Origin of the sequence: Corallococcus sp. CA054B, assembly GCF_003611625.1 — a bacterium.
In the GTDB taxonomy this organism is placed as follows: Bacteria; Myxococcota; Myxococcia; order Myxococcales; family Myxococcaceae; genus Corallococcus; species Corallococcus coralloides.
In genome coordinates, this window is sequence record NZ_RAVY01000007.1 from 83,537 (window position 1) to 103,804 (window position 20,268).

The 20,268-nt window shown below is 66.6% G+C and carries 22 protein-coding genes and 1 other RNA gene; 9 read left to right on the forward strand and 14 right to left on the reverse strand.

Features of this window, described 5'->3' with window-relative positions:
- Positions 1–46 precede the first annotated feature (46 nt).
- Positions 47–1,045 carry a GlxA family transcriptional regulator gene (locus D7V80_RS03400; RefSeq protein WP_120586775.1) on the reverse strand — a complete coding sequence of 333 codons (999 nt, stop codon included), beginning with the start codon at positions 1,043–1,045 and terminating at the stop codon, positions 47–49.
- Positions 1,046–1,120: 75 nt separating this feature from the next.
- On the opposite strand from D7V80_RS03400, the gene D7V80_RS03405 reads away from it, so the two are divergent.
- Positions 1,121–1,957: a dienelactone hydrolase family protein gene (locus tag D7V80_RS03405; RefSeq protein WP_120586776.1), complete on the forward strand. Its 837-nt coding sequence runs from the start codon at positions 1,121–1,123 to the stop codon at positions 1,955–1,957.
- Positions 1,958–2,026: 69 nt separating this feature from the next.
- Here the strand turns inward: D7V80_RS03405 and D7V80_RS03410 are convergent, their stop codons facing one another.
- The gene (locus tag D7V80_RS03410) at positions 2,027–2,794 is read right to left on the reverse strand and encodes a hypothetical protein (RefSeq protein ID WP_120586777.1); all 768 of its coding nucleotides are present in this window, start codon (positions 2,792–2,794) and stop codon (positions 2,027–2,029) included.
- A 428-nt stretch (positions 2,795–3,222) separates the two neighbouring features.
- Here D7V80_RS03410 and D7V80_RS03415 point away from each other — a divergent pair, with 428 nt between their 5' ends.
- A complete protein-coding gene (locus tag D7V80_RS03415; protein WP_120586778.1) occupies positions 3,223–3,495 on the forward strand; it encodes a hypothetical protein in 273 nt (90 codons plus the stop codon).
- Between the two features lie 110 nt (positions 3,496–3,605).
- Here the strand turns inward: D7V80_RS03415 and D7V80_RS03420 are convergent, their stop codons facing one another.
- The 7 genes from D7V80_RS03420 to D7V80_RS03450 all read right to left on the reverse strand — a co-directional run bounded on the left by D7V80_RS03420 (position 3,606) and on the right by D7V80_RS03450 (position 11,910).
- Positions 3,606–4,385 (reverse strand): hypothetical protein, encoded by a 780-nt coding sequence (locus D7V80_RS03420; RefSeq protein WP_120586779.1) that lies wholly within the window; start codon positions 4,383–4,385, stop codon positions 3,606–3,608.
- Complete coding sequence (locus D7V80_RS03425) at positions 4,382–5,137, reverse strand: DNA alkylation repair protein (protein ID WP_199738352.1); 756 nt, start codon at positions 5,135–5,137, stop codon at positions 4,382–4,384. Before D7V80_RS03425 ends, D7V80_RS03420 begins: the two co-directional genes overlap by 4 nt.
- 151 nt (positions 5,138–5,288) lie before the next feature.
- Positions 5,289–6,656 (reverse strand): hypothetical protein, encoded by a 1,368-nt coding sequence (locus D7V80_RS03430; RefSeq protein ID WP_233585107.1) that lies wholly within the window; start codon positions 6,654–6,656, stop codon positions 5,289–5,291.
- Positions 6,657–7,214: 558 nt separating this feature from the next.
- Positions 7,215–7,322, reverse strand: coding sequence for an SMI1/KNR4 family protein (locus D7V80_RS42525; protein WP_233585108.1), 108 nt, complete (start codon positions 7,320–7,322; stop codon positions 7,215–7,217).
- Positions 7,323–7,451: 129 nt separating this feature from the next.
- A complete protein-coding gene (locus D7V80_RS03435) occupies positions 7,452–8,294 on the reverse strand; it encodes a LirA/MavJ family T4SS effector (protein WP_120586781.1) in 843 nt (280 codons plus the stop codon).
- Between the two features lie 724 nt (positions 8,295–9,018).
- On the reverse strand, positions 9,019–9,393 hold the full coding sequence (locus D7V80_RS03445) for a hypothetical protein (protein ID WP_120586782.1): 375 nt from the start codon (positions 9,391–9,393) through the stop codon (positions 9,019–9,021).
- Positions 9,394–9,588: 195 nt separating this feature from the next.
- Positions 9,589–11,910 (reverse strand): kelch repeat-containing protein, encoded by a 2,322-nt coding sequence (locus D7V80_RS03450; RefSeq protein WP_233585109.1) that lies wholly within the window; start codon positions 11,908–11,910, stop codon positions 9,589–9,591.
- Positions 11,911–12,256: 346 nt separating this feature from the next.
- Between D7V80_RS03450 and D7V80_RS03455 the strand changes: the two genes are divergently transcribed.
- The 4 genes from D7V80_RS03455 to D7V80_RS03470 all read left to right on the forward strand — a co-directional run bounded on the left by D7V80_RS03455 (position 12,257) and on the right by D7V80_RS03470 (position 14,997).
- Positions 12,257–13,459, forward strand: a complete 1,203-nt coding sequence (locus D7V80_RS03455) for a hypothetical protein (protein ID WP_120586783.1) — start codon at positions 12,257–12,259, stop codon at positions 13,457–13,459.
- A gap of 435 nt (positions 13,460–13,894) precedes the next feature.
- The gene (locus tag D7V80_RS03460; RefSeq protein WP_120586784.1) at positions 13,895–14,098 is read left to right on the forward strand and encodes a hypothetical protein; all 204 of its coding nucleotides are present in this window, start codon (positions 13,895–13,897) and stop codon (positions 14,096–14,098) included.
- Between the two features lie 124 nt (positions 14,099–14,222).
- Complete coding sequence (locus D7V80_RS03465) at positions 14,223–14,624, forward strand: hypothetical protein (protein ID WP_233585112.1); 402 nt, start codon at positions 14,223–14,225, stop codon at positions 14,622–14,624.
- A gap of 4 nt (positions 14,625–14,628) precedes the next feature.
- Entirely contained in the window at positions 14,629–14,997 is a 369-nt protein-coding gene (locus D7V80_RS03470; RefSeq protein ID WP_120586785.1) for a DUSAM domain-containing protein, read from the forward strand.
- Between the two features lie 7 nt (positions 14,998–15,004).
- Here the strand turns inward: D7V80_RS03470 and D7V80_RS03475 are convergent, their stop codons facing one another.
- Complete coding sequence (locus D7V80_RS03475; RefSeq protein WP_120586786.1) at positions 15,005–15,283, reverse strand: hypothetical protein; 279 nt, start codon at positions 15,281–15,283, stop codon at positions 15,005–15,007.
- Between the two features lie 177 nt (positions 15,284–15,460).
- On the opposite strand from D7V80_RS03475, the gene D7V80_RS03485 reads away from it, so the two are divergent.
- A complete protein-coding gene (locus tag D7V80_RS03485) occupies positions 15,461–15,868 on the forward strand; it encodes a hypothetical protein (RefSeq protein WP_158616542.1) in 408 nt (135 codons plus the stop codon).
- 45 nt (positions 15,869–15,913) lie between these two features.
- Here D7V80_RS03485 and D7V80_RS03490 read toward each other — a convergent pair whose 3' ends face one another.
- Complete coding sequence (locus D7V80_RS03490) at positions 15,914–16,189, reverse strand: hypothetical protein (protein ID WP_233585110.1); 276 nt, start codon at positions 16,187–16,189, stop codon at positions 15,914–15,916.
- Positions 16,190–16,409: 220 nt separating this feature from the next.
- Here D7V80_RS03490 and D7V80_RS03495 point away from each other — a divergent pair, with 220 nt between their 5' ends.
- On the forward strand, positions 16,410–17,084 hold the full coding sequence (locus D7V80_RS03495; RefSeq protein ID WP_233585111.1) for a hypothetical protein: 675 nt from the start codon (positions 16,410–16,412) through the stop codon (positions 17,082–17,084).
- 722 nt (positions 17,085–17,806) lie between these two features.
- Positions 17,807–17,986 (forward strand): hypothetical protein, encoded by a 180-nt coding sequence (locus D7V80_RS41650; protein ID WP_158616543.1) that lies wholly within the window; start codon positions 17,807–17,809, stop codon positions 17,984–17,986.
- Positions 17,987–18,090: 104 nt separating this feature from the next.
- Here the strand turns inward: D7V80_RS41650 and D7V80_RS03505 are convergent, their stop codons facing one another.
- The 3 genes from D7V80_RS03505 to ssrA all read right to left on the reverse strand — a co-directional run bounded on the left by D7V80_RS03505 (position 18,091) and on the right by ssrA (position 20,135).
- A complete protein-coding gene (locus tag D7V80_RS03505; RefSeq protein ID WP_158616544.1) occupies positions 18,091–18,645 on the reverse strand; it encodes a DUF4145 domain-containing protein in 555 nt (184 codons plus the stop codon).
- 772 nt (positions 18,646–19,417) lie between these two features.
- The gene (locus tag D7V80_RS03510; protein ID WP_147446976.1) at positions 19,418–19,714 is read right to left on the reverse strand and encodes a hypothetical protein; all 297 of its coding nucleotides are present in this window, start codon (positions 19,712–19,714) and stop codon (positions 19,418–19,420) included.
- Positions 19,715–19,771: 57 nt separating this feature from the next.
- Positions 19,772–20,135, reverse strand: a transfer-messenger RNA (tmRNA) gene (gene ssrA / locus D7V80_RS03515).
- Positions 20,136–20,268 lie beyond the last annotated feature (133 nt).

Sequence of the window (20,268 nt, forward strand, 5' to 3'; positions counted from 1 at the left end):
CAGCCTTTGTACTGCTTCACGAGGTCTGTCGAATGTGCCGGTGAAGTCAGCCCTGACGGGAGCCCCTCGGCCGTCTGCCGCGGGGGCTCTCGCCGGCGTACCGCCGGTACACGCGTCGAAAGGCAGCCGCGTCGGCGTAGCCCACCCGGGCGGCGACGTCATCGACCGAGTCCCGCGTCGTCTCCAGGAGGTGGGAGGCATGCGCCACGCGGACCCGCTGCACGAACTCGAGCGGCGTCATGCCCAGACCGGCCTGGACCCGTCGCGCGAGCGTGCGCGAGGACGTGGCGGCGGCGCGGGCGAGCTCCTCCAGCGTCAACTGCCGGCCGAGGTTCGCGGTGATGAACCGTTCGACCGCGCTCAGCGCCGGGTCCGACACGCGCAGGTGCTCCATCACCATGTAGCGGGACTGCGAAACGCGCTCGTCGAGCACGAGGTAGCGAGCCACCAGGTGCGCCAGGGAGGGGCTCGCGACGCGCGCGACGATGGCCAGCATCAAGTCGGCGTGCGCGAAGGCCGAGCCCGCGGTGAGGACGCCGTCACTCTCGATGACCATCCGGTCCGCACGCACGGTGACCTGGGGGAAGCGGCGCACGAACGCGGGCACCAGCCACCAGGTCGTCGTCGCGCTCCGTCCCTCGAGGAGTCCCGCCGCCGCCAGGACGAAGGTCGCCGAGCACGATGCCGCGACCGTCGCCCCCTTCGCCGCCGCTCGCGCGAGCAGCTCCGTGCCGCGCGCGGTGTCGGCGCGGGAGAGCAACTGTTCGACGGCACGCTCGCTGGCCGCGGAGAGCCCGGGCACCAGCAGCACATCTCCCGCCTTCACGCTTCGCAGGCTGAGCGCGCCGTCCACGCAGACGGAGCGCCCCGTGCCGGAGCGGACCGGACGGCCGTCCAGCGACACCACGCGTTGACGCAGTGGGTTCGCTCGTGGAACGCCCGGGACGAGGCCTGACTCCAGCAGGCGCGTGGCCGTGTTGATCACGTCGAGGCCGACACCCAGCGGGCCCTCGGCCACGCCATCCAGCACGACATGCAGGATCATGTCTGGCAAGAGTAGACCGAAACCTGTCAACGTCGCCACTGGCCCGCCCGGGAGGGTTTCCCACATCGTCCGGGCATGACTCCTCCCGCCCCCGAGCCCACCGCCGACGATCCCCTGGATGACTTCGAGCGACGCGCCATCACGCTTCAGTCGCCCCCGCGCGCCGTCTACGTCGCCGGTCGAGGTCCCGCGGTCATCGTCATGGCCGAGATGCCTGGCATCAGCCCTCACGTCGCGCGCTTCGCCCGCTGGGTCCGGGATACCGGCTTCACGGTCTACATGCCGTCGTTGTTCGGGAGGGATGGGGCCTATCCGCAGGCGGAGGAGGGGCTCGCCGTGATGAAGCGGGCCTGCGTGAGCGCGGAGTTCCGCGCGTTCGCGGCGAATGCATCAAGCCCCGTGACGCAGTGGCTGCGCGCGCTCGCGAGCCTCGCGCACCAGGAATGTGGAGGGCCCGGCGTCGGCGCCATCGGCATGTGCTTCACCGGCAACTTCGCGCTCAGCCTGATGCTCGAGCCCGCGGTGCTGGCGCCCGTCCTGTGCCAGCCCTCGCTGCCGCTCGACCATCCGGAAGCGATTCAAATCGCCCCCGAGGAGGCCGCGACCGTGAAGGAGCGGCTCGAGCGTGAAGACCTGACGGTGCTCGCGTACCGCTTCGACGGCGATCGCTTCTGCACGGCCCAGCGCTTCGCGGCCTACGCCGAAGCGCTGGGGCCTCGCTTCCACCCCAGGGTGCTGCCGTCGTCGGCCGCGAACCCCAGGCCCCCGCCCTTCTTCGAGCGGATCGTCGGCGGTGCGCACAGCGTCGTGACCGCGCACCTCATCGACGCGGCTGGAGAGCCGACCCTCGCGGCGCGAGACGAGATCCTGTCCTTCTTCGCGCGAAGGCTTCGCCAGGAAGCGGCCCCGTGAGAAGCCACGGGTGAGTCGCCGCTTTCGTGAGACAGGGGGGGCGGTCACCGCCCCCTTGGAAGCGTGTCGCTACCCGATGCAGCTGAGGAACCCGCCGGGGGTGAACACCGGGATGGAGTTCAGCGCGCCATCTGGAACCTCGCCGTGCGCAGTGGCGGTCACGGGAGACCGATACAGGCCGGGGAGGGAGGAGACAGTCCCAAAGAAATACACGGTGCTGCTCGAGCGCTCGCGCAGAAGAGCGCCACACCAGGGCTCGGCCGTGTTGTTGTCAAGCGTTCCCAAGGGGATGATCTTCACGCTGGACGCCCCCCCGTAGTAGGCGAGGTCCGACGCATTGGTAATGGGGTACTTGCCGCCCGCGATATAAAGATAGATCTGGCTCCCCGTGCGCTCCTGGACCAGGACCTTGTAGGAGTAGTTGTAGAACACATCACTCCAGCCGGCGTTCGGGATGTTGTTGACGGTCCTCCAGTCATCCCAGTAGTCCAGCTCCGTGGGATTCGGAATCCACCAGAACTTCTCTCCCACCACGACGTAGATCGCGGCGTAGCCAATCTGGCGAAGCAGCGTGCCCTCCTGGGGAATCTCCGCATAGGAGTTGATGGTGGCCTGGGGCAGCACCACCGTGCTGGCGCCGGAATAATGGCTCCACTGCGCGGGAGGGATGAAGAACCGCGCTCCGCCCGCCACCACGTATCGGTTTGTCGTGTCCGAGCTGAGGAGAACGTAACCGTCCGGGATGGGCGCGTAGCCCGCGAGCGCCTGAGCACCAAAGAGGCTCAGCCCCAGGGCGAGCCAACGAGGAAAGATTGCGAGAAGCGAGACAACGCGCACGGATTCAACTCCATTCAAGGGTGGGTTCTGCCGAGCGGGCCAGTATCCGGTGGACACGGCGATTCCGCTGACAGCCGCTGGGGGCGAACAATGATTCGCACTCCCCAGGAACTGACGTCGTCCCGGGCCGGTGGCGACGCCCTTGAAAGGTAGAACAAACCAAACCCATGGAGCAACGATTGTTTGTCTGGTGAACGCTATTGCCAGGATTCACACCGGCACCAGGAAGCACATTGCACCAGCATTGGAGAAGTCCAGGCCAGGCGCCGGAACCGGGCCCGCACCAGGGCCCGAGGATGCGTGGGTGGATTCCTTGCATGGAACTGCAAAAACAGACTTTCAAGGAACCGCCGGAGCAACTTCTTTCCAGCGTGGCCCCCCCCACCTACCATGCCCCGCGCAGGACCCCATCCAGGAGACATCACACGATGCGCAAGGCAATCATCGCGGGACTGATGGCAGTAGGGATGCTGGCGGGCTGTGGCGGCACTTCCGACGGTGAGGTGTTCCTCTCGTGCGCCGACGGCACCACGTGCAGCGGTTCCGCAGCCACGTGCGAGGCCCAGTGCGCCTCATCCAGCGCGGACACGAAGATTGCCTCCTGGATCATCATCTATTGCTGCGACGGCAGCGAATGCCGCAGCCCCACCTCGGCTGGCGTTTGCGTCAACTACTGCGCGTCCCACGACGGCGTCTGCTGACGCCGGATTGATACCTCTCGTTCCAACGCAGCGGCCCGCCCCGAACGTTCAGGGCGGGCCGCTGTGCTTCATCCACTCAGCGTTCCACGGACCCGGCGCCCCCTGGCGCCTCATCCCTCTACAATGAACGTGGTGGAGTCCACGCCGGTGTTCCCGGTGGCGGGGTCGTACGCGGTCACCGTGACTTCGTATGCGCCCTGCTGCTGTACGGAGAGCTCTGCCTCGAAGGTGCTGGTCTTCCCGGCGTACTTCAGGGGGACCTGGGTGAGCGGCTTTCCGTTGTGCTTCACCGTGGCCTGCAACTCATACCGACTGGAGTCCCAGAGCCCCTTGGGCTCGGTCGGGCAGCCACAGATGAGGGTGAGGTTGGCGCGAAGAGGAACGGTGAGCTTCTTGTCTTTCGCGAGCTTGATGAACTCATGAGCGGATGGCATCAGCACATCCACCACGAAGCCAGGCAGCTCCAGGATGAGGCCATCGCCCTCGATGTGCTTGCCGGGCAGCAGCCAGAGCTGGGTCGTGCTGGTCGCGAGCGCCTGCCGCTGCGCAAGAGGCCCGGACACCTCCACCGTCACCAGCCGCGGCTCGGCGATGTCCAGGGTGGCCGTGAACTTCGCGGAGGACTCATCCGCGAGCGGCGCTCCCCGCACCTGGGGCTGCTTCATCAGCGTCTGGGTGTTGCCTGTCGAGCCGGCGGTGACGCCGCTGGCCAGCACCTGCCCGGTCTGACCATCCCGGAGCACGACTCGCACGCCCCCCATGGACGTCCCGACGAACTTGCCGTCCCGGGCGCGAGCCCTCACGACCAGTCGTGTCTCCGCGGCAAGGGCTGTCGTGGAGAAGAACAGCAGGGTCGAGAGACAGGCATTGAGGACGCTTCGCGAGTTCATGATGCCTTGTACTCTAGCGCAAGGAGCGACTTCCGTTGCTCCGGTTCCAGCCGCTCAATGGCATAGCGCAGGGTGTCCCGCTGCATCCCGGAGATGTTCTCCTGGATGAACGCCACCACCGCCTCCCGGTGGTGCTCCGCCGCCACCTTCAGCAGCCACCCCACGCTCTTCTGCACATACGGCTCCGGGTCCGGTAGCAACCGGCGTGCATTTCCGAGAATCACATCGAGGGGCAGCATGTAGCTGGAGGATCGAATCCTGCGGCTCACGAACTTCACGAGCGCGACGTTCGCCGCCCTCCGGCACCAGGGGGAACGGGATCCGGTCCAGTGCTGGATTCGGGTGAGCGCGGGCGTCCGGGTGAGGAAGAACGGGTAGAGCACCGTCAGGCACAGGTCGTCGCACTGGGCCCAATTCCAGACGGAGTGCTCCAGCCAGAACCGGAAGCGGTCCAGCAGCGACTCGTCGAACGAGCGCCCGACGGCCTTGCGGACCACGGCGAACCCCAGGAGCACCTCCTCGTGGTGGGTCGCCCGGGCGAGCAGCGCCTCGGTCACCGCCAGGCGGTCCTCGGGCGACAGGCCCCGCTCCTGGATGAACGCATCGGCGATGCGCCGCACCTCCGCGTTGGGGACCCCGAGGGCTCGGATGTCCGTGGGGAAGTAGCGGCGCGTCGCCTCGGCGAGGCGAGGGTCACTCCGCGCCTTCAGGGTGCGTCGAAGCTCGTCGGTCATGGCATGGGTCGCGCTCATCGCGCCGCCATCCTGCACCAGCTGCTGGGGGATTCACTTCAAGCGGCGGGTCCACGGCCGGCCGGGCCCTGACGAAGGGCCGGGCAGCCGAAGCCCGGCAACCCGTACTGGATTGCCAGGCTCTTTCACCGTGGAGGCGGAGGGGGCCGCCTCACGTCCTCCGGGTCGGGAAGGGGTAGATGAAGTGCGGCACGACGTCGCCCCGGTGCCGGACGAACAGCGGCCCCCAGGCGGGGTTCCGGTCGTGCATCTGTTTGAGCATGCGGACCATCCGGTCGAAGATCTTGCGCACGTCGGCCTGCTCGCTCAGGCCGGCGACGACGCCGGCCGCCACGACGTGCGCGGCGTAGATTCCGGTCGAGAGCTCCTCCGTGAGGTTGCCCACGCCCGTCGCGAGCCGGCGCCTCAGTTGCTGTACCCGCTGCTCGTCCTGGTTCCGCCAGTTCTGGATCCACGCGAGCGACTGCCCTTCGAGCGCCTTCGCGCGATGGGTCATGATGGCGTCCGCGACCACGTCCGCCGACCGGCGCGCCTGCTCGGGCGTCACGCGCTGGGTGCCCAGCCGGAGCTCCGCGGGGTTCAGGTCCTTGTCCACCTCGTCGAAGATGACCTGGGCCCAAGGCTCCGCCTGGCTGAAGCGCAGGCGCTTCACGACACTCCCGGCGAGGTAGCCCCGGACGATGTCGGCGGGGTGTGGATCCGACGAGCCCCCCACGTTCCTCAGGCGCCCTGCCCCACCGAACGCGGTGTCCAGCCCCCGGAAGTACCCGATGATACCGATGCCCGCGGCGGGCCCCATGTTGAGGATGCCGAGCACGTCCGAGGCCGTCTCGTCGATGCGCCGGGCCCAGTAGTTCGCCACGGCGGAGAGGCCCTCCTTCTGGAGGCGGTCGTAGACCACGGTGGACAGCTCCTCCGCGAGCCCGGTGTCGGCGTGGAGGATGTCGTGCCCGCCGACTTCGTGCCCGAGCGCGGCCCACGCGAGCAGGCCCGCGCGGCCCTGCGAGGGCGGGAGGTTGACGATGCCGCACTCCAGCCCCAGGACGGAGAAGGTCGCGTCCACCGGCCACGTGTACGGTCCGAAGTCCGGGTTCCCCCACTTCACCAGCGGCGCGAGCGTGCCCTGGTCCGGAGGATGAACGCCCCGGCGATCCTCCGCGCTGAGGAAGCCGTCGTACAGGTCGCTGACCACCTCCTCGAACGCATCCGTGGCGATGCGCTGGTAGCCCTCCCCGTTCTGGAGGATGGCGTGTGCCGCGTCCATCAGGAGCCCGGCCTCGGACTCACGCCGTGGGTCGCGAACCAGCGTGTCGGCGAACCCCTGGGGGCCGATCCGGTCCAGCGTCTTCAGGTAGGGCACGAGGACCGCGTCGCGGTAGAGCGGAGGCAGTGTGGCCCGCGCCGCCTCGAGCCTGCCGCGCAGCTGGTGATAGTCGGTGGGCTCTGGCGGGCCCGGGTCCGTGTCCTGCGCCGCCAGCACCACTTCGCGGATGCAGGCAGGCAGGTTCCGGATGTCCACGGCCGGCGCCGTTGCACCGGAGCCTCGCGCTGAGGCCTTCGCTTCAGGTGACTCCTCCTCCAGGAGGGCCTCCTCCGACGGACGCCCCCGAGCACGTTTCGCGGCGCTGCGCGGCAGGGTTCCCCCTCCCCGCCGGACCTTCCGAGTGACCACTTGCCTCGCCATGCGGACCTCCCCTGTGTTGCAACGGAAGGTGCGTCGGGTGCTCGCACGAACCATGGGCTGGCGGGGCACGCGGGATGGTGGCGCCGCGCCATTGCCCGGGACTTCGGGCCGGGTCGGCGCCACCGCCGGGTGGAATGCGCTTCACGCGAGCGCGGCGGCGACGCTTGCGGCGGTGCAGGCCCACTGCCAGCCGGGGTACCGGGCGCTCCGGGGAGCGCGGATGCCGGCGCCTCAACCCCTCACTGGAAGCGCAGCAACTCAAACGCCTCGGCTGAACCCTCTCACGCGACAAGCACCTTGAGGCTCACCGACTGCGGATGGCTGCCTGCCGCTCCAGCACTGCTCACTGTCTCCCGCCCGCTACGCCCAATAGGGCTCCTGCCCTTCCTCTGCTCATGCTCTCCCCAGACGGTTCTCCACGTCGAGGTACCAGACGCCTCCACCCCCATCCATGGCGAACGGAATCAGGCCCGCGGGCAGCTCGTCGCGCAGGTTCCCCATCTGCGTCTTCGGCCCGGCGATGGTGCGTGGGCCGGACAGGGCTTCCAGAAGCCTGGTGGGAAGGCGTGGCTCCAACCTCCCCGAAGCTTCGGAGCAAAGGTGCTCACCGGCAAGGGCGGACACGGACAACTAGAAATAGGTGTGAGCCCCCTGCGAGCTGACAACGTCCGTGATCACCTCCTCGCACAGTGCCTGGCCGACAGTGTCGAGGTTGATGTTCATCTGCGCCTTCACGAGGCATTGCTGGAGAAGCTCGCGGGTCTTCGCCGCGGTGGACGGCGTTCTCTTCAAACGCCTATGAGTCAATGCGGCGCTGAGTCGCGGATAGAGTTCAATCAGTTTCGACTCCGGACGGGTCAGCGCCTCGTTCAGGAAGACCGGCGACGCGTACTTGACGTCTCCGTAGATTTCGCTCAGCCCAGGCACGGGCTTCGCGTCGTGCCTTCCATTCAACCAGGAGAACCTCACGTCGAGCACGGAGTCCCACAGCGACACCTGGATGCCGACCATATTCGTCGCGGTGTGCGTGGGACTCACCATCGTGTCATAGAGATCCTGGATGGAGCTGATGGGCGCCCCCTTGGAGCGGAAGTAGTGAAAGATGATGTACCACTGGATCCGATGGCTGTGTTCACCGTGCTGCGGCCCCGCACCGACGTCCTTCAGGGCCCTGCGTTGCCACAGGTGGTCGACCAGGAAGTTGATGACCTCCACGACCCCCTCTTCCGGGCTGAGCCGATCGACTCCGGAGCGCATCCAGCGCTTCTCGGTGTCCTCCAACACCAGACTGAGCTTGGCGGTCGGTGTGGTCTTCCCACCCTTGCCTCCCGGGCACCGGGCAATCGCATCCTCGAGCCTCTTCAAATACGTCTGGACCTCCTCTTCGTCCCGAAGAAGCTCTTGGATCCGCCTCATGCCTGCGGCCATGTTGGTATTCAGCTTCGCCCCATGGAGTTGCTGGATGTTGACCATTGGTTCCGTCCCCCGTGACCTCTTTCTTATACAACATCTTGCCTTTCCCAGGTGACGGCGGGAAACAAGGAGGACCGCCATGGCGGCGCGTTGTCAGCACATCCTGGTGCGTCCTCATGGGACGCACTTGCGTCCTCATGGGACGAAGCAGCGACGCGCCTGCCGGGGTTCCCTCAAGCAGGGGCGGAGCCGGTGCTGGAAGAGGAGAGCCTCGCCTTTGCCGCGACGGTCGAGGAGCCGAGGAAGGAGCACACACCCCGTTTGGACTGGGCCGGGCTGCTGAAAAGGACGTTCGCCCTGGATGTGTTCGCGTGCTTGAGGTGTGGAGGCGGCGGCGGGTGTTGGCGTACGTGAAGGGAGCAGGTGGGGTGAGAGCGATTCTCAGCTCCCGCTCTGCTCCCGCCCGCTACGCCCAACGGGGCTCCTGTCCTTCCCATGCTCTGGGGCCACGCCATGGTTGGAGTTGCGCCGAGGGGCGATTTCACCGCTTCGACGCCGCTGTGCCTGCCCAGAATTCGCTCACTGCGTCATGCTCTCGTCGAAGCGAGTGAGCGAGGCGCGCGGAGGGCATCGTCAGCTCGGCGAGTACCCCGAGGCGACAACTTTCCTGACATCGGGGGCTGACGTGCCCTCCCGCGACCACTTCCCATCATTCTGCCGGTCCGAAACGAGGCCGGTCCCCCGCGCGGCTACTCGTCAGAGGAGCGCGAGAGCCCGTCCGCCGTCAGTTGCCGCGGTAGGTGGTGTTGAGGATGCCGATGCCCGCGGCTTCCACGTACAGGCTGACGGACGTGCCCTGGGTGGCGGCCTGGGTGGCGCGCTCGAACAGGCCCAGGCGCTCGGCCTCGCTGTACTCGTAGCCGCCGGCCGAGGCGTTCGAGCCCAGGTAGTAGTAGTGGCCGACGAAGCTCCCGGTGCAGTTCGCCCCGGTGTTCACCTGCACGACCACGTAGCCCTGGCCGTAGGTGACGTTGGGCTGCCGGGAGTACGTCGCCGCGCAGACGTAGCCATTCACGGTGATGGGGGACGCCGCCAGGGCCGTGCTGGCAAATCCGACCGACATCATCACCGCCGCAACAACGATGGACGCTCGCTTCATGGTGTTGTCCCCTTATGCCGTTGGCTGAGGCCTCCGCGCCCAGGATGGGCGTGGGGCTCCGGAAAGCGTTTCTGCATTTCCGCTCGAAGCAACGTGCGGGACGGTTTTTCCCCCTCACCTCTTTTTCACGTTCGAGGGCGTGCACCGCGGCGGGGCAAGCCCCGCCGCCACCTCAGGCACCCGAGCCGGTGGGCTTCAGGGGGTATACAGGTCCGCCGCCCGCAGCTCGCTATTGGTTTCGAGGGCGCGGTATCCGCCCAGGGCGAGCACCTTGCCATTGGGCAGCAGCGTCGCCGTGTGCTCCAGGCGCTGTTGGACCATGGAGCTGGTGGCGCTCCAGGTGCCCGTGGCCGGGTCATACAGCTCCGCCGTCGCCAGGGCGGCGCCAACGGTGCAGCATCCCCCCGTGACGAGCACCTTGCCCGTGTTGAGCAGCGTCGCCGTGTGGGAGTGGCGCGGCGCGGACATGGAGCCGGTGGCGCTCCAGGTGCCCGTGGCCGGGTCATACAGCTCCGCCGTCGCCAGGGTGCCATTGCCCCCGCCCCCCGTGACGAGCACCTTGCCATTGGGCAGCAGCGTCGCCGCGTGATAGCCGCGCACCGAGATCATGGAGCCGGTGGCGCTCCAGGTGCCCGTGGCCGGGTCATACAGCTCCGCCGTCGCCTGGTAGCTGACGTTGTTGGTCCCCCCCGTGACGAGCACCTTGCCATTGGAGAGCAGCGTCGCCGTATGGACATCGCGCGGGACGGCCATGGAGCCGCTCGAGGCCCAGGTGCCCGTGGCCGGGTCGTACAGCTCCGTCATCGACGTAAGGCCACTGGAGTTCCATCCCCCCGCGGCAAGCACCTTGCCATTGGAGAGCACCGTCGCCGTGTGCTGGTAGCGCGGGGAGAACATGGAGCCGGAGGTGCTCCAGCTGCTCGTGGCCGGGTCGTACAGCAGCGACGCCGCCGCATAGCCCATGCTGTTGGTTCCCCCCGAGACGAGCACCTTGCCATTGCCCAGCAGGACCGCCGCATGTCCGGAGCGATCCGAAGGCATGGAGCTGACGGAGCTCCAGGTGCCCGCGGTCGGGTCGTACAGCTCCGAGTACGCCATGTGGCCAACGATGTTGTTGCGTCCCCCCGAGACCAGCACCTTGCCATTGCCCAGCAGGACCGCCGTGTGATCGGTGCGGGCGTTGGACATGGAGTTCGCCGCGGCCCAGAAGGCCGAGGGGCACGCCGGCAGTCCCGTCACCGTGAAGCTCTGGGTCGCCTTCAGGCCCAGGGTGTTGCCCACCGTGGCGACGAGGGTCGGGGTGACGCCCGTGTTGAGACACGAGGGTGCCGTCCAGGTGAGGATGCTGCCGCTGGGCCCCGTGCTCGGGGTGCCGCTCGTGCCCACGTTGGCCGCCCAGGTGAAGCTCAGGGCCAGGCCCGCGGGATCCGTGGCGTTCACCTCGAAGGTGAGCACCTGGCCGGCCGTGGCCGTCTGGCTCGACTGGGCGGCGCGCGTCATCGTCGGCGGCGCACGCACGACGGCGTCCTTGGACACGCACAGCATCAGGCTGCCCGTGTTCTGTCCCCCGCGGCCGTCCTTCACCACCACGTTCAGCTGGCAGTTGTTGCACGTCCCCGTGGGCAGGGCCGAGGGCGTGAAGGTCGCGGTGGCGGTGCTCGCGCCCGTGAAGCTGCCCGCGCAGGTGGCGCTCCACTGATAGCTGAGCGGGTCACCGTCCGCGTCGGTCGCCGAGGTGGACAGCGCCGTCTGCGCGCCCACGTTCAGATAGGACTGGGTGGACGTCAGGGTCACCACCCTGGGCGCGACGTTGAACTCCGCCCTCACGGTGCTCGCGCCACTGCCCGCGGAGACATTCAAGGTCAGGTTCACCGACAGGGTCGCGCCGCGCGAGTCGCTCACCGTGAGCACCAGGGTCACCGGGCCCTGCTGGGCGGGCGCCGTCCAGGTGGTATTCGCCGAGGTGGGCGCGGAGAAGCTGCCCGAGGGAGCCGCCCAGGAGAAGCTCACGGTGTCCCCCGCGTTGGGATCATGGGCCGTGGCCGTCAGGGTGACGCTGCCCCCCGGGGCCACGGTGGTGGGCGTGGCCAACAGGGAGTCGAGGATGGGCGCCTCGTTGGTGAAGGGCGGTGGGACGGAGACATCCTGCAGGGTGAGGGTCACCAGCCCCGTGGCGCCGGCGGTAACGGTAACGCTCTCGACGCGCCCCTCGTAGCGCAGGGTGTTGGACGAGGTGAAGGCCTGCGCCACGAAGGTGCGCTGGAGACCCGCGGGAATGTCACTGATGACTCCGCTCCACGCTCCGCTGGTGAGCACCAGGTCCTTGGAGAGCGAGACCATGTCCGCGCCGGAGACGGTGACGGTGACGCGCGAGACGTCCCCGGGCACGACCGCGGCGGTGTAGACGGTCAGCTGCATCGCACCCGACCCGGACACGCTGGTGGGGGGCTCGGAGTCACAGCCGGCGAGCAACGCCAGCACGAGCGGGAGGACTGCGGACAAACGCAGTGAAGACACGGGATTTCCTTGTCTGCCGTAAGGAGGCTGCACGCGGCATGAAGCGGCGGGCACTGTAGCGCAACGGCGTGACAGCACTTCCCGGGTTGACTCCAGGTAGGAGCCCCTCCGCCCGGGGTACGGGGCAGGCGTGTGTCTGCTGGAGATGAATGGCGTCTACGTCGGCCCGGCGTGCGGATCATGGGCCAACCGCCAGCGTCCCTCACCTCCCGCCCTACTTCCGCCCGCTACGCCCAAGAGGGCTCCTGTCCTTCCCATGCTCCGCGTGTCCATCGTTCCGCGAGGCCATGCCACACGTGAGTGCATGGTCTCCCACTCCGCGGCTGCGAGTCCGCGAGGAGGAACCATGACGGAAACACTGGAAGTCGTCCCACGGGAGCGCGAGGAAGGCGCGGCGGCCCTCCTGCGTTCCTGGCAGCTGACGAGGGCGCTGCTGCAGGAGCTGTCCCTCAGGGACCTGCGCACGGGGCGCTGGTTCACCCAGCTGCTGTCCATCTACCTGCGGCACTACGACACGCACCGGCTGCACGCGGTCGCCGCGGCGAAGGGGACGGGCGCTGACGCCACCGAAACCCTCATCCGGCAGGCTTGCGAGGCGGCCTTGCTCACCGGCGCGGGGAGTGGCTCGGTCACCACCGGCATCACCGCGGCCTCGGCGGACGCGGGCGTCGCCGGGTTGATGGTGGCCCTTCCCGCATCGGGGATTGTCGTCACGGCGGAGATGATCGTGCAGGGCCTCATCCACCTGCGGCTGGCGTGCGACCTGGCCAGCGCCTTCCACCTCCGCTTCGACCCGGAGGACCCCGCGGATTTCTCGCGACTCTACGCCCTCCTCCGTGGCGGAGAGCACGACGAGGAAGAGGATCCGCTCGGCCTGGAGCGCGTGGAGCACCTCGCGCAAGCGAAGGCGACCGACCTGGGCGAGGACCTGGGGTCGAAGCTGCTGGGCGACAGCGTGGCGCGCAACATCGTGCCCTTCCTGAACGTGGTGACGTCCTCCGTGGACAACTGGCGGCGCACCCGGCGGCTGGGCGACTCCATGCTGCGCTACGTGCGGCTGCGCCGCGCGCTGGAGGACGCCGACGCGGCCCTGCGCAAGGTGGCGCCGCGCAACGAGAGCCTGCTGCTGGAGAGCGCGTGGTTCCTCTTCGTCTCCGACGGCCGCCTCCGCGAGGAGGAGTCCGCCGTGCTCACCCACGAGCTCTCCCTGCTCACCCCGGCGCGGCGCCGGGAGACGCGGGTGCGCTTCGTGGACGATGAGTCCGAGTGGCTCCAACGCCTGCGCTCGGCACCGGCCAGCGCGCGTGAAGTCCTCCAGGAGTCCTTGAACGCGCTCGCCGCCGCGGACCTCGCCGTGACCGGACCCGAGCGGGCCCTGCTTCAGAAGGCGGCTCAGGCCCTCCACACCTCCCTGGACAGCGGGCACCTGGAAACGCTGGTGCGGCGCTACCGCGAGGAGGGCGTGGCCCACGCGCCCAAGGCCCCGGCCGCCGTGCCACGCGCATCCCCGGCAGCGCGGGAGCAGGAGACGCCGGCGCGCATCCACTGAGGTCCCCGCCCCACCCCTCCAGGCCCTGAAGAAGGAGCTCTGTCGTTTCAGGAGTTCTGCCGGACCTGTACGGTGAGCGCGCGGCTCCCGAGCTGCCACGTCGTGGCTGGGGGCACCCATGACATCACCCAGGAGGCCCTCGCTTGACGTTGCTGTCGGAGGTGGTTTGCAGGAGGGCTGGTTGCACCCGAGTTTGCCGGCTCGGGGTTGGCCTCGAAGAGCCAGGAGTAGTGCCTCTAGCGCCCCTGGCCCTTCGCTTTGGCGACCACATCCTCTGGGCGGCGGGCGCGACGGAAGCCATCAGCCAGGGAGGTCGGTAGAACCGACACCCTCGGCGCTCGTGCCCGCGCGTGCGATGTCCGCGCCGTACCCACCCACGACAAGACGAAGACGCCGCCGGAGCGGCGCCGGGCGCCCGCAGGCGCCACGCTGGCGGTGGAGCGCGGCCTGCGCGAGGTCCACCAGGGGGACACTGTGCGCCTCAAGGGCACGGAGGCGACGGCGGAGGTAACAAGCGTGGAGGCCACGGCCTCGCTGCCCATCTTCATCAGCTTCCACTCGCCAGACTTCGCGCCGAAGGAAAGGGACGTGCTGGCTCTGCTGAAGCCGGGCGACGAGATGCCCGCGCTCATCGCGTAGGTGCACCGCGCCTCGGGGTCGGCCTCCATGCGCGGTCCCGGCTCCCTCTTGCGAGGGATTGAACTTCAATCAAAACAAGCATAGACCGCCATACATGCACAATCGGAGCACCCGATTCGTGGCCATGGTCGTGGCGGCACTCGCGCTGGTGGGGGCGGGCTGCGGTGGCGGCGCCCATGCCCGGGCGAGCGCCGCCGAGCCCAGCGCCACCGCGGTGTACCTGGCCCAGGCGCAGTGTGGCCCCCAGGACTCCACGGTGAGCTGCTGCGTGAAGACGCACCCGGGCAACCCCGCGCGCTGCGGGGCCACGGACTTCGAGGCAGAGGAAATCCTCTTCGGCGCCAGGGTCGCAAAGGAGCTGGCCCGCGAGGACCTGCCGGAGTGGAAGCGCTACTGCATGAACGAGTACGCGAAGTGCCAGGAGCAAGACTGGATAGGGTCCTGCTACGACTGCTTCCGCGCTTGCGAAGGACAGCAGGGCGAGTGGCCGCACGACAGATGCTTCCGACAACGGAAGGGGCGGTAGCGGCATGGAGCAGGACATCAACTGGGACGAGGTGCGTGCGCTCGCCGCGCGCGTCGAGGCCGGCGAAGCACTCGCGCTCACCCCAGACGTGCGCGAGTTGCTGCTGCGTACTGCGCGCGAGGTGGCCATCCCTGAGCCGGATGCCCAGGCCGCCGTCCAGGACGCGGCTGCGGCGACCGCGCTTCTGCGCGAGGCTCGCTCGCGGATCCGCGAGGGCGCCATGCGCTTGGCGCGCACGAGGATGTTGGCTGGAGAGCTCGCGAAGGCGGGCGATAAAGCCGGGGCCCGGAAGCTGCTGGAGGACCTGCTCACAGTGGAGGTGGTGCCTCTCTACCGTGAGCAGGCGGAGCTGGAGTTGGAGGACCTGGACTGACTGGCGCTCACGCGCACCGCAGGCACAGCACCAGCCACTTCTTCTGGAAGCTGGTCCCGAGAGTCGTCTCCTTCAGCACGAGCGAGCCCTCGCGCGGGGCAACCTGGGCGCCGCACCGGCAGCGCCCGGCGCGGAGGTTGAGGCGACTGCCCTGCTCGGCGCTCGCGCACACCAGGTGCCTCGTGCCGGTGGCGGCGGAGTACTCCACGAACTCGCCCTGGAGGATGCGCCCGCCACACCTGGCAGCCGTGCACGTGCCCGCCTTCTTCGCGACGATGGTGGGCACCTACCGGTCCGTGTTGTACGTCGCCCGCCAGTCCTTCCCCCCACTTGGTGGAAGGCCCACGTCACGAGGCCGGAGCAGTCGAAGAGGCGTGGACCGTTTTTTGACGCGAGCTGCCCCTTCACATCCCAACGGGAAGGCCCGTGCATCTGCGCGAGGAAGGCGGCGCGCTGCGAGGTGATGATGGGCACGGCGGGCTCCGGGGACTGCGAGGTGTTCCCGGAGAAGGGGCGGCAGGTGGCCCGGCACAGGAGCAAGGTCTATGGTGGACAATGCCACTCAATCTCGAAGGAGACTCATTCGGCCATGGCAACAATGAAAGAGCTTGAAGACCGGCTCCGCCTTGCGAAGGCAAATCCGGTTAAGACGTCGCTCTACGAACTGCTGACCGACGTGGACACCGAGACTCGGAAGGCTTCGAGTCTCCTCCAAGAGGCCCAAGGCATGTTTCAAGAGGGGAAGTTCAACGCAATCGTCAACTTCAAGGGAGTCATCGCGCTCTGCGAGGAGCGGCTTTCCTCTCTGGCTACGTTCAAGCAGACCGTCGAGGACGTCCTCACTCAGCGTGATCGTGACCTGGGAGCGTAAAGCCATTATCTCCCGAATAGCGTAAGTGACTGCCGCATGTAGGACTCACGGGTGGCCCGGGCCAGTGTCCTTGGCCACTGCGTTCGCGGCGTGTTGAAGCTGCCTGAAGGTGCGCTCCCCCATCAGCACCGTGACATGGTTCACCACTTGGTGCAGCTGCGGCCGTGCTGCGCCCATCCAGTCCTCCAGGGCCCGGAGTCGCAGGTCCTGCGTCTGGAGCTTCGCGCCATGCTCGTTCACCACGAGCAGCTCCGTCTTGATATCGCGCACGTCCTGAGCCACCGCGCCCAGCGACTGCACCAGCAAGGGCACTTGGTCCACGGCAGACTCGTGCTTCGTCTGCCGGAGAGACAGCAGGCCGTTGAGGAGCGGAACCAGGAACTGGCTCACGGCCAGGATAAGGACGGCGGACTCGGTGCTAACGGGGGGGGCAGCTTCGCAAGAAGGGGCGGCCGATCTCAGCTGGTGCTCGCGGCCGCTCAGTGGAAGCAGCGGAGTGATACCTTGCGCTGGCACACATGTAAGGAGGCATTCGAAGTCCATGAGAAGCACGGAACTATGGAACCTCGTGAGCGCGGTCCTATTGTCCGTAGGCGGAGCAGGTGCTCTCATCTTCGGGCTATCAAGCTGGATTGGGAAGGTCTGGGCCAACCGCATACTTGAGCGAGAGAAGTTAGCCATCCAGCGCGAGTTGCACGCGCTACAGGCCGAGTCCTCGCAGCGTCTCCACGAATTGAAGGAGCGCACCGACATTCTCATCAAAAACCTTGAAGCTGAGCACTCTCGCAAGCACCGAGTGCATAATTTGCAATTCACCAAGGAGTTCGAACTCTACACGCTGACATGGAAAGCGCTCAACGACTTGAAAATTAAGACCTTGTCTCTCCACCCGGCCGAGGGCATCAACGAGAAACTTTCGCATCGCGTCAAAGAGTTTGCTGACGCCTGGAGGAGCGCGACAGATATTATCGAAGAGCATCAGCCCTTCTTTCCCAAAGAGGTTTACGAGAAGGTTCGTGAGCTCGCTGGTTCTTCTCTTGACGAGGCCCTCAAATGGAGTTCCGACGAGCGGATAGATGCTATCGACCCGCAGTTCTTCAAGGAGGAAGTAGAGAATAGCCAGAAACAGATTGCCTCGAAAATTGATGCAATTTGCGTCGCTATCCAGACGCGGATCGGGCTCATTGAGCCCATTTCCGTTGATGCCCGAGTTTAGCGTTCATTCGGGTTCACACTGTACACTTCTCGCAATTGTGTCCGGATGCGACCTGCAACGCAGACTGAAGGCGCGCCGCAATGCTGATGCCAGCCCACTTTTAAGACACCTTCCCCAGGAGACGTACCAGGAGGCGCGGGTGCTGCTGGAGTACGGGCTAGTGCGGGTGGATATGGCCGCGCTCAGCCCCGCGCTCTTCTGTCATGGGCCGCCCTGTCGGATCGCTCGCGGGTCACCCGCTCGGATCGCGATTTCGATCAGAACGAGGAGCCCGCGTGCTCGGGAGCGTCAAGGGTCGGCTTCGCCGAAACCTGAACGGTTCTGCGCCCTTGACCCTCCCTCCGCGCGCGGGCGCAGGGCAACCGGCCGCCAGCGGCCTGTGCTGCTGGATCAGCGGATGCGATCCGTTCTGCCGACCCCGACGCGATCCGTTACCCCGGTCTCTGACATCTTCCACGGGTATGAGGTGAAAGCGAACGGGGACGCGCTGCGGCGCCTCCGCCGCTCAGGCCCTCTGCTACAGCGCCGTTCTGGACCGGAGCACCCTCGTGGCGGGAGTGCGCCACCTGGAGCGCGGGCAGGCCCTGGTGCCCAGTTGGCGGGGCTGGTGCTCGCCCGCAGTGGCCCGGACGGCGTGACGCTGGAGAAGGTGTGGCCGGCGGCGGGCAACCCCGACGCGAGCCCAGCCGCGACGCTCCATCCGCACGGCGAAGAAGGTGAAGGTGCTCACCGAGCGCGCCATGCAGTCGAAGGCCGAACGCGTGGCGCCCGTGTCCTCCTACGCGAAGGCGGGACTCGTCCACATGGAGGGGAAGATCGACAAGATGGAGGCGCAGTTGGCGATGTTCACTGGCCAGGAGGGGAGCCACGCGAGAGACGACCGAGCAGATGCCTTCGCATAGCCCATCTATCTCTACGTCATCCCCAAGCGCCGCAACGCGGGGGCCGCTGGGCGGGCAACGTGGAACGGAGGATGCAGCGCTTGAGGACTAAATGCCCTGGACATTCACTTCTTGGGAACGGCCGCAGCAACTGCCTGCATCTGCTCTAGGCGAGCTTTGTCTTTTGCCGGCTCCTCATACGCACGATCAATTATCGCCTCGATCGTCACCTGAATGAGAGCAACAAGCTCAGCCGAAATATGCTCCTGCACCGAAATATCACCGCCATTCGTGTGAATAGCAGCATTTCCTATTTCCTTAATGCAATTCAAGTACGCCACATCAAGGCGCTTACTCCACTCGGGCGCTGACCCGTCTTTTATCGCCGCAACGAGCGCCTGCACCTTTGCATGAAGCATCCCTTTGAAACCTGCCAGCCCTAGAATGTGCTCAAGGGAAGCCCTATACATCGCCATAGCTGCACTCAACGCACCCACCGATTGACAGCGGGCCGCCTGGTCAAGGTAGTAAGCGACAGCTTTTGGGGTATGGGCTGTTGCAATTCCTCCAGGAGACTTCGAGAACAGCGCCAACTCATCTTTCTCGGGCCCACTATAAACAACACCAGTAAACAGACATTCACACTGTAGGCAAACATATGTAAACAGAAAGGGAGACATTCCGCCCTCCAGCCTCTTGAGCATTTGCTCAATACGTTCTCCATCGGTCAACGGAGTCGGCGGAACCGGCGCTCCTGAAACTGACTTCCGAGCATGAAGGCGGAAACCAGTGAACGTGCCGTCTCGGTAATAATGCACTCTCAGAGTCACTCGCCGTCGATCTGAACATCGGGGGCAATAGACGGTCCCCGCAGTCACACTCGACAAGGCATTCCCGATGAATACATCAGCGTTCTCTGCGATTGCCTTACGAAGTCCATCAAGCGTATTCAAGTTAAGTGTAGCCACAATTCCCTCCGGCTAATCGGCGGAGTCACGATAGCGGCACCCCTTCTAAATGAACATGGCCTCTCTCGTTCGCCGTGTTCTCAAGTCCATCGGCTTCGTCTTCAGAGCACCGGGCGGGAAACCGTAGCTCGTCCACACCCTCCCGCTCGTCAGATTCAGCCCGCGTCGCTGTAGCCGCGAACTGCTACGCGCGTACAAGGAGAACGGCTGGCTGCGCACCGTCGCGGAGGCCGTGGTCACGCGCCGCTGGCTCGTCTACAAGAGCGCTCGTCCCGGCGTCCTGGGCGTGCTCGACCACCGGCTGAAGTCCGCCAATCCCGCGCTGCGCGCAAAGACACTGAAGGAGGCAACCGTCTCCAGCGAGTTGGTGGACCTGCCGGACCACAAGCTGCTGCACCTGGATGCGCCGCGCCCGCGCTACCCTGGCCGCGACCTGGATAACGGTGACGACGGCATGTCAGTGGCGCGGCGTGTTGCCCATCGGCTACTCACGGATGTCGTCGGCCATCTGCTCCACGTTCGTGATCACCAGGGTCTTCGTAAAGAAGTCCACCATGTATCTGGCGCGCCAACCCTCCACGCGCACAGCGATGGGAAACAATGGGCGAGGCACGACCGGATCCACCAAGTGCGGCACGGGATAGCCACGCACGGCGGCATCTACCTTCACAGCCCACTCCAGACGTTCACGAACAGCCTCAGGCAGCGCATCAAGCTTCACCCGGACGGACGCATCACAGGTGATGGGGCAGAGGTCGTCGTACGGCGTCACGTTGCTCACGGGGGGCTCCCGCCCAAAGAAAAAGCCTGGCAACCCGTACTGGATTGCCAGGCTTCACTGTGGAGGCGGAGGGAATCGAACCCTCGTCCGAAAGCCGTCGGCTCTTCGACCCTACGTGCGTAGTCCGCGATTTGCTACGTCACCAGGGCTCCCACGGACGGGATACCTGATGCCGGTCCTGGAAAGATCTCGTCACCTCGGGCCCAGGCACCCTTGGCGACCAGTCCGCATTATGACGGCCCATCCCTACCCCACGGACCGAGAGCAGGGGGACCGCGCACTAAAGACTGCTAGTTAGGCAGCCAGCGCGAGCTCAACGTTGTCGTTGGCTTTTGTGTTGTTGTCGGAAGTTTTACGAGCACCCAACAAGCTCGGCACGCGTCTCGAACGTCATTGCCCCCGTCGAAGCCAGGTCGCCCCCGGTTCGATGTACGTCATGCGGCCCCATCTGCTCCGCACCCGTCCTACATTAACCGCTGAACGCTCTCCGTCAATCCTCCTGAGGCCACGGCGGTCGCTCCTGCAACATCCCCTCCCCTGCCTGCCCCCCAGGC